This window comes from Acidipropionibacterium virtanenii, from assembly GCF_003325455.1.
In the GTDB taxonomy this organism is placed as follows: domain Bacteria; phylum Actinomycetota; class Actinomycetes; order Propionibacteriales; family Propionibacteriaceae; genus Acidipropionibacterium; species Acidipropionibacterium virtanenii.
In genome coordinates, this window is record NZ_CP025198.1 from 2,853,547 (window position 1) to 2,866,871 (window position 13,325).

The following is a 13,325-nucleotide window of genomic DNA, read 5'->3' on the forward strand; positions in this document are numbered from 1 at the left end:
CGGCGCCCGGCCCTCAGCCCTGAGCCCAGTCGGCGGCCCTGCGCGGACGGACGAAGCACAGGCATGCGATCAGACCAGCTGCAGCCAGACCCACAGACAGCCACATCGAGTCGCCCATCGCGAGGGCCAGATCGTCTCGCACCCCCGCCCGCCACGTCATGAGAGTCGCGATACCGGCAGATCCCAGCACGGCGGCCACCTGCTGCATCTCGGAGTAGAGGCCCGCCCCGGCTCCGGCCAGCGTGGGCGACAGATTGGCGGTGGCCGCCACCGACAGCGGCGACCAGATGAGGGCGTTGCCGACGCCGATCACCGTCATCGCGGCGAGAACGACCGGGATCGGCGTACGGGGCGACATGGCCAGGCTCAGCCAGGACAGGCCGGCGATCATGCATCCGAATCCGGTCAGGGCCATCGGCTTCGGATCGTGGCCGTCGAGCCAGTGCCCCACCGGGTTCGCCAGCACGATCGACACCACGGCCACCGGAAGGGTCATCAGGGCCGCCCGCGTGGGGCTGAGCATCCTCACGTTCTGCAGGAACATCGTGAGCGGGTAGTTCTGGGTGAAGACGATGGCCCCCATCGCCGCGATGCCCCCGACCGCGGCACTGAAGTTGCGATCGGCGAACAGTCTCAGCGGCACCAGCGCGTCATAGCCCATCCGGGCCTGCCAGAAGACGAATACCACCAGCAGCCCGAGGCCGACGACGATGAGTCGCGGCACCGTCATCACCCCGGCGATGGCCCCCCAGGAGTAGCGCTGCCCCTCCTGCACGCCGAACACGAGCAGCCCCAGACCTACGGCGCTGAGTAGCGCGCCGGTCCAGTCGAGCCGATTCGCGGAGCCCGCCAGCGCCGGGACGAACCGGGCGGCTGCGATCATCCCGAGCACACCCACCGGCAGGTTGACGTAGAAGATCCACTGCCAGCCTGGGCCGTCGACCAGCACACCGCCCAGCAGCGGGCCGATGATATTGGCCACTCCCCCGGTGGCTCCCCAGATCGCCATCGCCCTGCCGCGCCCGTCGGGAGGGAAGATCCGGGTGACCATCGACATCGTCTGCGGCGAGACGATCGCGGCCCCTACCCCCTGCAGCGCCCGGGAGGCGATGAGCATCCCGGCCGTGGTGGACAGACCGCACAGCAGGGAGGCGACGGTGAACACCCCCAGACCCGTCATGTAGACCCGCTTGAGGCCGAGCCGGTCTCCGAGCCTGCCGGTGATGAGCATGAGAGCGGCGTAGGGCAGCAGATAGGCGCTGGTCACCCAGGCCAGCAGGGTCAGATCGGCGTGCAGATCCTTCTGCATCCTCGGCAGCGCGACGGTGACGATGCTGGCGTCGATCATCATCATGAAGAAGCCCACCAGGATCGACCACATCGCCGGCCAGGGGCGATTCAGACGCGGGTCCCGGGGCGCCGGGAAGGTCTGGGAATCGCTCACCCGGCCCACCCTAGGCCCCGCCCTGGGCTCATCCACCGAAGAAGGTGACGAAGAGCCAGGCCACCAGGACGGTCAGCGGCAGCGACAGCACGGTGGTGAGGACGACGGCGGCCTCGGCGATCCGCTCCCCCACCTTCGCCCGGGTCGCGGCGATGAACGCGTTCTGGGCGGTGGGCAGCCCGGCCATGATGACCACCGCCATGAGAGCGTGGCCGCCCATGCCCAGCGCCAGTCCGGCCCCCAGGGCGACCAGCGGCTGGATGACGAGCTTGAAGGCGACCGCGAACTCGGTGAGGTGGCCGTCGAGGTCGTGGAGGGAGAAGGTCTGACCGACCAGGGAGACGCCCAGGGCGATGAGCACGGTGCCGGGGGCGGCCTCCCCGATGAGGTGGGCGGTGGTGCTGATGATCGAGGGCAGACGGATCCCGGTCGCCGAGACGAGGAAGCCGAGGGCGGCGGCGATCACCATCGGATTGGTGAAGACCCTCCGCAGCACCCCGGCGACGGTGGGCCGCACGCCGGAGCCCACCAGGTCGGAGAGCACGTAGAACAACGGGGTGAGGAATCCGAGCTGGAAGATCATCACCGGGACGCCGTAGGAGGCGTGCCCGAGCACGTAGATGCCGATCGGGATGCCGATATAGGCGGCATTGTTGAGTGACGCCGACATCGACCCGAGCACCACCTGGCCGGCATCGGCGTGCATCGCGAACCGGGCGATGGCCGCGAACAGCGCCGCGGTGACCAGCCCGGACGCCGCGGCAACGACCAGGGGCCGACCGAGCACCTGGGAGATGGGTGTCTCGGCGATCGAGTAGAGCAGCAGGGCCGGGGCGGCGGCCCAGTACACGAAGCCGGACAGCACTTTGCCGGCCTCGGGCCCGACGGCTCCGGTGCGGCGCAGCGCCCATCCGACGAGGATGACGACGGCCAGGGCCGCGACGTTCTCAGCAATGACGACCAACAGGGTCTCACCACGTTCAGGATCGGGTTCGGGTACAGGATCCAGTCAACAACCCGGGCACCCGAGTCGCCCGCGGGGGTCGCTGAGCGGACGTCAGGAACGCACCTCGTAGACCTGTCCGGTCTCCTGACGCTCGACGGACCGCACGAAGGCCAGCGCGGCGGTGGCCGCCGGCACCCCCGGGTCGCCGGCGAACATCTTCTTGGCGCCGGGCCCGGCCTCGGCGATCACGGTGGGGCTGACGACGTTGACCCGGACCGGCGCCAGCTCCTGGGCCGCGGCCTTGGCGAAAGACTCGACGGCACCGTTGGCCGCTGATCCGGCGGCACTGGTGAAGCACGGCTCGTGGGTGAGCAGACCGGTCACCAGGGTGAAGGAGCCGTTGGGCGAGATGCTGTGCTGCCCCCGCCGGACCACCTCGATCTGCCCCAGCGCCTTGCCCTTGAGGGTGGTCAGGATGTCCTCAAGGCTGAGCTCAGTCAGGGGGCGGAAGACCGCTGGGCCGGCGGTGACGCACACCGCGTCAACGGTGCCGGTCCGGGTGAACAGGGCGTCGATGGACGCCGGTTCGGTGATGTCGACCGGGTACTCGGTGCTGCCGCGGTGGGCTGCGATGACGTCATGGCCGTGGGAGGCGAGCACGGTGTGGACTGCCGATCCGATGATGCCGGTGGCTCCGATGAGAAGAATGCGCATGACCCCAGCCTATGGGCGACGCCGACGCAGCCCGGGTGGCGGTCGAGGATCGGCCGGGGCAGAGTGGGCAGCGCAGAGTGCACACCGCATCCAGGAGGGGCCATGGCCGCTGTCGACGAATCACTCGACCCGGACCCGTCCGGGCTGATCCACGGATCCATGGGACTGGGCGGAGGTTGGGACGACAGCCCGCTCGAGCCGTCCCAGGTCGAAGCCGCTGAGGCGGCCCTCGACGCGGCGTCCGGCATCGGCATCAGCTGGATCGACACGGCCGACATCTACTGCAACGGGAAGTCCGAGAGAGTGCTGGGCGAGGTGCTCCAGAACCGCCCCGACCTGCGCCGGCACTTCAGCATTCAGACGAAGTTCGGAATCCGGGTGCCCGGCAACACGACCGCCTCAGACGTCGCCCACTACCGACAGGATGCCGACACCGTGCTGGCCTCGGTGGAAGGCTGCCTGGCACGGCTGCGCACCGATCACCTGGACGCCCTGCTCATCCATCGTCCGAGTCCCCTCATCGACCGTGCCGGCACCGCCCGCGCCCTGGACCGCCTCATCGATGAGGGGACGGTCGGCCGGATCGGGGTCTCGAACATGTCTCACCATCAGATGGCCGCCCTTCAGGCCCATCTGAACCATCCGCTGCAGGTCAACCAGCTGCAGCTGTCCCTGGCCCACCGCGACTTCGTGGAGGTCGAGGTGGGGGTCAATGCCGACCCGGCGGTCTTCCCGGCGGGCACCCTGGAGTACGCCCTGGCCCATGGCGTGCAGAACCAGGCGTGGAGCCCGCTGGCGGGCGGCCGCTACGACCCCGACCAGCCTGCGGATACCGGGCGGCAGGAGGATCCGGCCGTTCTGGCGACCCGTACCGAGGTGGCCCGGCAGGCCCGGGCGGGCGGCGTCACTCCCACCGCGATCCTGCTGGCCTGGCTGATGCGCCACCCGTCCGGCATCGTGCCGGTCATCGGCAGCTCCAGGCCGCAGCGGATCATGGCGGCGGCCGACGCCGCTCGGGCTGCACGGGCGATGAGCGACGAGGACTGGTGGAAGCTCTTCCTCACCGCCCGCGGCGGAGCCGTTCGCTGAGTCGCCGTGCGGGTGCGCGGCCCCTGACGATGGGGGGCATGAACACACCCGACCCCGTACGGCCCGCGCCATACTGGACGGTACTCACACGACAGGAGAACCCCCATGTGGAATGACTTCGGGAAGTCAGGCAGCGGACCCCGACGCTCCAACACCGAACACTTCGAAGTGCCCGCCAACCAGCTCCTGTCCAAGGTCAAGTCTCTGGTCAGTCAGGGCAATGTGCGCAGGATCGTCATCCGCCGCCGCGACGGGCGCCGGCTCTTCTCGGTGCCGTTGAGCGCCGGCGTGGCCGTGGGCGGGGTCACCGTGCTGGCCGCCCCCACCATCGCCGCCATCGGCGCGATCGCGGCCCTCGGCACCGGCGTCACCGTCGAGGTGGAGCGCAGAGAGGACCACTGACACGGACGCCTTCAACACCGACGTCCACCCCCTGCGTGCCGAGCAGGGCATCGACCCCGATCCCTACGCTGCCTTCCTGTGCTCGGGCTACCTGGAGCAGGTCCGCGAGGAGCGGGGCGGCGGTCAGCAGGCTGGCTGGGGGTCTGATCGATGACCGGATGCGCCGTCGCAGCGATTGATCTGGGCGCCTCCATCGGAGGCATCCTGCGCGGCACCCTGACGGACGCTCGGCTGTCCGTCGAGGAGTGGCCGAGAGGGCCGGGCCTCCGGGGCCGAGGGGCTGTGACGTTGTGATTGTGACGTTGTGAGGGTGTGGGGCGTCTTCGCCCCACACCCTCACAACGTGTGATGCAGGTCTCTTGATGGCGATCTCGCCCTCGTCGGTCCCGAGGTTCTCGCCAGCATTCAGTGCCGGCGCCCCTTGGCGAGATAGATCAGCGGTACTGCGCCCAGCGAGTTCACGGTCATCAGCCCGAACGCCCACAGCGCCTTGGGGCCGCGCACCTGATCGGCCGGGCGCCGGACCAGGTCGATGAGGCTCCAGACCTTCAATGCGGCCTCTGCGCCTCCCGCCGTCACCAGTCCGACCCTTACCGGCCTCGGCAGCTCCTGCCACTTCTTCCCGGACATCGGTCACCCCGTTTCTCCGCGTCGTCGCGTCCTGACACAAGAGTCTACGGCGCACCCTCCCCGAACTAGGCTGGACGCCATGATCGAGCCATCTCCCGAGGACCGTCACCTGGACATGCGTGTCGGCGACATGGACCGCACCCGGGTCGCCGAGCTGCTCGACGAGGCCTACGCCGACGGTCGTCTCGACCGGGAGGAGCACGACGAGCGCGCCGCCTCGGCGATCACGGCTCGCACCTTCGGGGATCTCGCGGTGCTGACCCGCGATCTCGATCCGGCCGCCGTCTCGCCCCGGGCGTCGGCGTCCTCGGCGATGGTGCCTGCGACCAGCCGGGTGCCGGTGGTCGCCGGACCTCCCGACGACCGCATCGTCACCATCATGGGAGACGTCACCCGTGGTGCCGGCCATACGCTGGCTGCCCGCACCGAGATCGTCTCGGGGCTGGGTGACGTCAAGCTCGACCTCACCTCCATGTCGCTGGCCGCCCACGACGTCGTCATCGAGATCAGGTCGGTGATGGGCGACATCAAGATCATGGTGCCGGAGGGCATGCGGGTGATCGACCAGACCGGACGCTTCCTCGGCGACAGCAAGTTCGACGGGCTGGTGCCCAGCGGCCCCGACGACCCGACCGTGACCCTCACCGGATTCCTCGCTCTGGGCGACGTCAAGGTCTACGGGCCCGAGCACGTCTCCTTCGCCAAGAAGCTCCGCAAGTGGTTCGGCTGACCTGAGCATGCCGCGCGCATATTGCTAGCTGGAAGGCATGATCGGGCCTGTTCTGCTCGAACTCGGGCCTCCAGCGAGTGATCCGCGCACATCGCCCCGCTACATTGGCTCCATGGACGCCCTCTTCGACCCGCCTGGGGGCCGGTGGCAGCCGGTCTCGCCGCGGTACATCACGGTGAAGAGGCTGTCAGTGCTGCTCACCTGGGGAATCCCCACGCTCATCGTCGCCGTGGGCCTGGGCATCATCTGGACGTGGTGGGCCGCGCTGGTGGCAGCCATCGTGGGTCTGGCGATCACCATGTGGCGCTGGCTGCGGATGACGAAGATCGTGTCGGCATGGGGCTGGTGCGAGCGCGGCACCGACCTGTGCATCCGATCGGGGCCGATGTTCCGTAACCTCACGATCGTCCCCTACGGGCGGATGCAGAGCGTCGAGATCAGCTCCGGGCCGGTCGACCGGCACTTCGGCCTGGCCTCGGTGCAGCTGGTCACCGCATCGCCCCTGTCGGACGCCACCATCCCGGGGATGCCGCATGCCGATGCCGTGGCCCTGCGTGACCGGATCACAGCCATCGCCGAGACATCGGACGCGGGCCTGTGAGCACAGATCCCGGGAGCACGCGCCCAGCCGGGCCGGAACCGACGCCGCCGGACCCGGCCTCGGATCCCGCCCCGTCGGCCCACGCCCCTTCAGATCAAACCCCGTCGGATCACAACATGGCCGAGCAGCGGCCGCACTGGGCCACCCCCATCATCCGCGGCTGGATCGTACTGGCGGCGGTGGCCGTCGCGGCCGTCAAACAGCTCTTCGACGGCTGGCAGTCAGGCGACTCCCTGCCCCCGCTGCGAGCCCTCCTCATCGTCGCCGGGATCGTCGTGGCGGTCGCACTCATCCAGGGCACCATCGGCTTCTTCCAGTGGCGCACCACCCGCTTCCGCATCGACGATGAGGAGGTCCGCGTCGACCGCCGCTTCATCCAGCACAGCTCAGACCGTCTCGCCCTCACCAAGATCCAGTCGGTCGACGTCGTCCAGCCCCTGGCGGCGCGCATCTTCGGGCTCGCCCGACTGCACATCGACATCGGCGGCTCCAGACCCAAGACCATCGAGTACCTGACCCGGGCCGACGCCTACCGCTTCCGCGACTTCCTCACCACCCGCGCCCACGCCGCCGGTGCCGCCGTCGCGGCCGGCGGGGAGAACCCGGCCGCCCGAGGAGCCGTTCCGGCCCGGGAGCATCCCGGCGGTCCGGTCGCCGCCGGCTCGCGATGGCAGGACCGCCGCATTGACGAGCAGACCGTCGTCTCGGTCTCCAGCCGCCAGGTCGTGCTGGGCACCTTCGTCTCCGACGGGTTCGGCTTCTCGGTCCTGATGATCGCCGTCGGCATCGCCGTACCGATCGCTCTGGGTATCGAGGCGGTGACCATCCCGGTCGTTCTCGGCGGCCTCTTCGCCGCCGGAGGGGTCATCGCCAAGACCCTGGTGAAGTACTGGAGGTTCACCCTGCTGAGCTCGGCAGGAGGGCTCAAGGCCGTGCACGGCCTCACCACCCTCACCACCCGCACCGTCCCGGTACGGCGGGTTCAGGGAATCGTCATCTCCCAGCCTCTCCTGTGGCGTCTCACCGGCCTCTACTCGGTCAAGGTGACGGTGCTCGGGGTGGCCGGTGCCGACAAGGACATCGACGCCGGCACCCTGCTACCGATGGGCTCGGCCGATCAGGTGCGCGACGCCGTGGCCAGTCTGTGGCCGGGCTTCGACATCTCCGCCTGCGCACCGATGAGCCCCGTGCCGATGGGACACATCCCCGTCCACGCACGGTGGCTCCGCTGGCTGGACCGGCAGACCTTCACCTGGGGCCTGGACGATCGCGTCATCGTCGCCCACCGGGGCCTGTTGCGCCGCACCACCTCCGTCGTTCCCCATTCCCGGGCCCAGTCGACCAGGCTGCAGCAGGGGCCTCTGCAACGGCGTCTGGGACTGGCCACTTTCTCCGTCCACGTCCCCGGCGGTCCGGTCCGCCTCAGCTGCCCCCACCTGGACTTCCACGACGCCCGCCGGCTGCTGCTCGACGAGATGGACCGATGCCGCGCCGCACGGGTTCTGGAGCTCGGCGGGGAGACTCCCGGACCGGTAGCGCCGCACGGGAGTTGAGCACGGTCGGAGGATGAGCGCGGCCGGGCGATGAGAAAGCCATACGAACTGCATGTGCCGGACGACCACGTCCACTACTGTGTGTGGCTATGAGCAATGTGCTGGGCATCGATATCGGCGGCTCCGGAATCAAAGGCGCCCCCGTCGACCTTGAGGTGGGCGAGTTCGCGGAGCCGCGACTCCGGATCCCCACCCCGACCAAGTCCTCCCCGAAGCATGTGGCCACGGTGCTGCGCAAGATCGTGAAGAACTTCGCCGGCACCATCGGCGACGGTCCGGTGGGCGTCTCCTTCCCCGCCCCCTCCCGCCACGGCGTCATCCCCTTCATCGCCAATCTGGACCAGGGCTGGGCGGGGCTCAATGCCGAGGAGTATCTCTCGGAATCCCTCGACAGGCCGGTCACCGTGGTCAACGACGCCGACGCCGCCGGACTCGGCGAGGTGCACTACGGTGCGGCCAAGGGCGTGTCGGGGGTGGTCATCCTCACCACCCTGGGCACCGGCATCGGCACCGCGATCCTCAACGACGGCATCCTGCTGCCGAACACCGAGCTCGGGCACCTGGAGATCGACGGCTACGACGCCGAGAAGCGCGCGGCGTCCTCGGTCAAGGACAAGAAGCACATGTCCTACAAGTACTGGGCCCAGAAGCGGCTGCAGAAGTACTACGACGTCGTCGAGATGCTCTTCACCCCGGACCTGTTCGTGGTCGGAGGCGGGGTGAGCAAGGACCACGAGAAGTTCTTCAAGTACCTCAAGCTGGAGACCCCGATCGTCCCGGCCACCCTGTTCAACCGCGCCGGCATCATCGGCGCCGCCTTCCAGGCCGACTGGCGCCTCTCCCACCCCGACACCGTGACCAAGGAGAAGACGAAGAAGGCCGCCGAGAAGGCGATCGCGGAGGAGAAGAAGTCCGAGAAGAAGTCGGGCAAGTAGCCGCGACTCACATCCGATCGGGGGCGTCGATCCCCAGAAGCTCCAGCCCCGTGCCGATGACCCGACGGGTCGCCGCGCACAGCGCCAACCGGGAGGCCCTCACCTGTCCCTCGGATTTCAGCACGGGGCACTGCTCGTAGAAGCTGGAGTAGGCGCCTGCCAGATCGTAGAGGTAGGTGCACAGCTTGTGCGGGGTGAGGTCGGCGGCCACCGTCTCGACGACCTCGCCGAACCGCGACAGCAGCAGGGCCAGCTGCTGCTCGGCCGGCTGATCCAACACCGTGACCGTCCCCCAGTCCATCCCCGACAGATCGGCCTGCGGATCGATGCCGGGATCGGACTGCGCGGCGGCCTTCCGCAGAATCTGGGAGACGCGGGCGTGCGCGTACTGCAGATACGGCCCCGTGTCCCCGGTGGTCTGCACCATCCGCTCGGCGTCGAAGACGTAGTCCTTCTGCAGCCCGTTCGACAGGTCGGCGTACTTGATCGCCGCCAGCGCGATATTCGGCGCGGCATGCTCCTCGGCCTCGTCCAGCAGACTGTTCAGCGAGACGGTGCCGCCCTCGCGGGTCTTGAAGGGGTGGCCGTCGGGGCCCAACACCATGCCGTAGCCGACGTGCTCGGCCGTGACGTCGTCGGGCAGGAAGCCGGCCAGCCGGGCCACCTTGAACACCATGTCGAAGTGGTGGTGCTGGCGCACATCGGTGACGTAGATGATGCGGTCGGCGTCCAGCCGGCCGACCCGGCGGCGGATCGCAGCCAGGTCGGTGGCGTCGTAGCCGAAGCCGCCGTCCTTCTTCTGCACGATCATCGGGGCGTCCTCGCCCTCGACGAAGACGCACAGCGCCCCGGCGTCCTCCACGGCCAGGCCGTCGGCCTTCAGCTCGTCGACCACCTTCGGAAGGTCGTCGTTGTAGGTGGACTCCCCCGCCAGATCATCATCGGTAAGCTTGATGCCCAGCCGGGCGTAGGTGGCGTTGAACCCCGCCAGCGAGACCGCGATGAGGGCCCGCCAGGTGGCCAGGGTCTCCTCGTCGCCGGACTGCAGGGCCACCACGCGGCGCCGGGCCCGGTCGGCGAACTCGGCGTCGGCGTCGAACTGCCTCTTGGAGTCCTTGTACAGCTGCTCGGCGGCGGGCAGATCCAGGGCGGAGACGTCGACGTCGTGCTCGACGATGTACTGCACCAGCATGCCGAACTGGGTGCCCCAGTCGCCGATGTGGTTCTGCGGGATCACGGTGTGGCCCTGGGCGGTGAGCACCCTGTTGAAGCAGTCGCCGATGATGGTGGAGCGCAGGTGCCCGACGTGCATCTGCTTGGCGACGTTGGGGGCCGAGTAGTCGATGACGACCCGCTGCGGGGTCTCCGCCTGGACGATGCCGGCGTGAGGATCGGTGACAAGGGCGGATGCGACGCCGGCCAGCACGTCGGAACGCAGCCGGAAGTTGATGAACCCGGGGCCGGCGATGTCGGGGGTCTCCACCAGGTCGTCGGCCTTCAGCTTCGCCACGATGTCGGTGGCGATCTGGCGCGGCGGACGTCCCTGCGATTTGGCCAGGCGCAGCGCCACATTGGACTGGAAGTGGCCGAACTGGGGCTTGGTGGCCGGGCGCAGCTCCGGATCGATCCCGGTGACAGATTCGATCCGCGCTGCGAGTTGAGAAGGCAGAGACGACATGGAGGTGATCCTATCCGCAGGGTCGGGGTGGGTCGCGCGTCCTAGGGTGGAGGAAAAACCACTTGGAGGTCATGCATGGCAGTCCCGAACATCACTCTCAATGACGGCACAACGATCCCCCAGCTCGGCTTCGGCACCTGGCAGGTGCCCGACGACGTCGCCGAGACCTCGGTCGCCACCGCACTGGCGGCCGGCTACCGGCACATCGACACTGCCGCCGTCTACGGCAATGAGGACGGCGTCGGACGCGCCCTGGCCGCCTCCGGCATCCCGCGCGAGGAGCTCTTCGTCACCACCAAGCTGTGGAACGACAAGCACGCGAAGGGGGATGCCCGAAGGGCCATCGAGACCAGCCTCGCCAAGCTGGGTCTGGACCACGTCGACCTGTACCTCATCCACTGGCCCGCCACGAAATTCCCGGGCCTCTACGTCGAGGCGTGGGACGCCATGCAGGAGTTCAAGGCCGAGGGCCTCACCCGCTCCATCGGCGTCTCCAACTTCAATCAGGAGCATCTGGACGCCCTCAACGGCGCCGTCCCGGCCATCGACCAGATCGAGATGCATCCGACCTTCGGGCAGCATTCTCTGCGTGAGTCGCTGCTGGCGGCCGGCATCCGCCCCGAGGCCTGGAGCCCGCTCGGCCAGTCGAAGGACCTCGAGCACCCGGTCATCGCCGGAATCGCCGAAGAGCTGGGCAAAACCCCGGCCCAGGTGATCATCCGCTGGCACCTGCAGCTCGGCACCGTCGTCATTCCGAAGTCGGTGACGCCGTCGCGGATCACCTCCAACTTCGACGTCTTCGACTTCGAGCTCTCCGACGATCAGGTGGCCGCCATCAGCGCCGTCGACACGGGGACCCGGCTGGGTGGTAATCCCGAGACCGAGTGAACCGCCTCGCCCGTCCGCGGCCAGCGCCAGGACGGTGATACATGGTTCCGCCCCGTCTCCACCGGATATCCGGTGGAGACGGGGCGGAGTCGTGTGTGCGGCCGACCGGGGTCGGCCCGCGATCAACTGGAGGCGGAGTCGGGACCTGCCGGAGCCGCTTCCGGAGTGCCGGTTCCGGCACCCGGTTGGTTCCCGTCCCCCTTGCTCGGGTTCAGCGCATAGGTCATACCGCCGCCGACGATGTGGAGCGCGGCATAGATGATCATCAGCCCGCCGACGCCGAGCGGGCCGGCCAGCGGAGCCAGTGCGGGGCCGGCGAAGTTGGACAGGCCGGCGCCGAGGTTGAGGATGGCCACCGCCGAGCCCTTACGCTCCGGGGCGAGCAGCGGCATGATCGCCGACAGCGGCACGTAGGCCGCAAGGCCGATGCCGAAGAGGATCCCGGCGATGAGCTCCGCGGCGAAGTTGGCGCCCCACATGCTCGGGAACCACCACATGAGGAAGACGGCGATGCCGCATCCCAGCCCGCCGAACCAGGCGACGGTGCGGACCCGTCCGAAGGCGTCGCCGACGTAGCCGAAGACCAGGTTGGCGAACACATTGGCCAGGTTCAGCGTGCCCCAGATGGTCAGCCACTTGCCCTGATCCATCCCCACCGTGCTGACGATCCACGGAGCGAAGAAGACCGGGATGCCGTAGAAGGCGGCCTGGTTGATGATACGGACGACGCCGCCGACAGCGGTCTTCGGATGCTCACCGAGAATGGTGATGCCCTTGACGAGACCGCTCATGGTCTCGCCCGCCGACGGCCTCGAGCCGGTCTCGGCCGCCGTCTGCAGCTCCTTGGGCCGACGCACCAGGAACAGAGCCAGCAGCCCACCGATGATGACGAAGATGAAGGACGTCCACAGGGTGCCCATCTCGCCGAAGGCCGGGATGAGGAACCAGCTGGGAATGTAGGCGCCCAGCGCCCCCATGCCCAAGGACTGGGCGAACCAGAACCAGCCGACGCCCCGGCCCAGGTGCTCCTCCGGGGTGTCCATCGTGACCCAGGCCAGGAAGCCGTAGCAGAACAATGGGTATCCGAAGCCGCGCAGTGCGTAGCCGATCACCATCACGGCGTAGGAGCCGGTGGTCACACCTCCCCACAGGAAGACCAGCTCGAAGATCAGCCAGGCTCCGAAGCCCATCATCATGACCCGGCGGGGACCCCAGGCGTCGGCCAGCGATCCGGAGAACCAGGAGGCGATGGCGATGACGATGCCATAGGCCATCGTCATGGCGGCCACCTGGCCGGAGGTGATGCCGCGATCCTGCAGGAAGCCTGAGTAGAAGCCCAGCTCCATGCCGTTGCCGGTCTGGAACAGGATCACCGCGATGAAGCCCCACAACAGGTGCCTGGCGATCCCTTGTCGTTCGAGGAGGCCCGTCGAGGAGCCTCCTCCGCTCGTCTGAGTGCTCATGTCAACCCTCTCCACCGCGGTCGCGGTGACACATTTCTGTGATGCCCGGGGTCCGGCGGCGTCGACGGAGGGTGTACCGGGGTTCGATGTTCACTTGAGCGGCGTGTCCCCCGCAGCCGGCGCAGGCAGCGATGCCAAGCGTGATCGAACGCCTCCCCTCCGGCATGTCGTCGGACTCGACGGGCCCGATGCGCCCGGTCCGGAGGCCACCAGAAGGTCTCCGTCGGCCGGCACGACAGCGGCGACGTTACG

General features: G+C 68.7%; 13 protein-coding genes. 7 read left to right on the forward strand and 6 right to left on the reverse strand.

Annotated features, from left to right (window positions below; all coding sequences use genetic code 11):
- Positions 1-13: 13 nt before the first annotated feature.
- The 3 genes from JS278_RS13265 to JS278_RS13275 form a co-directional block, all read right to left on the reverse strand.
- Positions 14-1,444: a DHA2 family efflux MFS transporter permease subunit gene (locus JS278_RS13265; protein ID WP_114046339.1), complete on the reverse strand. Its 1,431-nt coding sequence runs from the start codon at positions 1,442-1,444 to the stop codon at positions 14-16.
- A gap of 28 nt (positions 1,445-1,472) precedes the next feature.
- Positions 1,473-2,408 (reverse strand): AEC family transporter, encoded by a 936-nt coding sequence (locus tag JS278_RS13270; RefSeq protein WP_114045605.1) that lies wholly within the window; start codon positions 2,406-2,408, stop codon positions 1,473-1,475.
- Positions 2,409-2,501: 93 nt separating this feature from the next.
- Positions 2,502-3,104, reverse strand: coding sequence for a short chain dehydrogenase (locus JS278_RS13275; RefSeq protein WP_114045606.1), 603 nt, complete (start codon positions 3,102-3,104; stop codon positions 2,502-2,504).
- 102 nt (positions 3,105-3,206) lie between these two features.
- On the opposite strand from JS278_RS13275, the gene JS278_RS13280 reads away from it, so the two are divergent.
- Positions 3,207-4,193: an aldo/keto reductase gene (locus tag JS278_RS13280; RefSeq protein ID WP_114045607.1), complete on the forward strand. Its 987-nt coding sequence runs from the start codon at positions 3,207-3,209 to the stop codon at positions 4,191-4,193.
- A 105-nt stretch (positions 4,194-4,298) separates the two neighbouring features.
- A complete protein-coding gene (locus JS278_RS13285; RefSeq protein ID WP_114045608.1) occupies positions 4,299-4,595 on the forward strand; it encodes a DUF4342 domain-containing protein in 297 nt (98 codons plus the stop codon).
- A 405-nt stretch (positions 4,596-5,000) separates the two neighbouring features.
- Here the strand turns inward: JS278_RS13285 and JS278_RS16080 are convergent, their stop codons facing one another.
- Complete coding sequence (locus JS278_RS16080) at positions 5,001-5,225, reverse strand: hypothetical protein (RefSeq protein ID WP_181833737.1); 225 nt, start codon at positions 5,223-5,225, stop codon at positions 5,001-5,003.
- A 79-nt stretch (positions 5,226-5,304) separates the two neighbouring features.
- On the opposite strand from JS278_RS16080, the gene JS278_RS13295 reads away from it, so the two are divergent.
- The 4 genes from JS278_RS13295 (at position 5,305) to ppgK (ending at position 9,044) form a co-directional block, all read left to right on the forward strand.
- Positions 5,305-5,955: a DUF1707 SHOCT-like domain-containing protein gene (locus JS278_RS13295; RefSeq protein WP_181833738.1), complete on the forward strand. Its 651-nt coding sequence runs from the start codon at positions 5,305-5,307 to the stop codon at positions 5,953-5,955.
- A 112-nt stretch (positions 5,956-6,067) separates the two neighbouring features.
- Positions 6,068-6,556, forward strand: coding sequence for a PH domain-containing protein (locus JS278_RS13300; RefSeq protein ID WP_114045610.1), 489 nt, complete (start codon positions 6,068-6,070; stop codon positions 6,554-6,556).
- A gap of 116 nt (positions 6,557-6,672) precedes the next feature.
- Positions 6,673-8,109 carry a PH domain-containing protein gene (locus JS278_RS13305; protein WP_114045611.1) on the forward strand — a complete coding sequence of 479 codons (1,437 nt, stop codon included), beginning with the start codon at positions 6,673-6,675 and terminating at the stop codon, positions 8,107-8,109.
- An 89-nt stretch (positions 8,110-8,198) separates the two neighbouring features.
- Complete coding sequence (ppgK, locus tag JS278_RS13310; RefSeq protein WP_114045612.1) at positions 8,199-9,044, forward strand: polyphosphate--glucose phosphotransferase; 846 nt, start codon at positions 8,199-8,201, stop codon at positions 9,042-9,044.
- 7 nt (positions 9,045-9,051) lie between these two features.
- Here the strand turns inward: ppgK and argS are convergent, their stop codons facing one another.
- Positions 9,052-10,722 (reverse strand): arginine--tRNA ligase, encoded by a 1,671-nt coding sequence (gene argS, locus JS278_RS13315; RefSeq protein WP_114045613.1) that lies wholly within the window; start codon positions 10,720-10,722, stop codon positions 9,052-9,054.
- Between the two features lie 75 nt (positions 10,723-10,797).
- On the opposite strand from argS, the gene JS278_RS13320 reads away from it, so the two are divergent.
- Complete coding sequence (locus JS278_RS13320) at positions 10,798-11,610, forward strand: aldo/keto reductase (protein ID WP_114045614.1); 813 nt, start codon at positions 10,798-10,800, stop codon at positions 11,608-11,610.
- Between the two features lie 122 nt (positions 11,611-11,732).
- Here the strand turns inward: JS278_RS13320 and JS278_RS13325 are convergent, their stop codons facing one another.
- Positions 11,733-13,073, reverse strand: a complete 1,341-nt coding sequence (locus JS278_RS13325; RefSeq protein ID WP_114045615.1) for an MFS transporter — start codon at positions 13,071-13,073, stop codon at positions 11,733-11,735.
- Between the last annotated feature and the right edge of the window lie 252 nt (positions 13,074-13,325).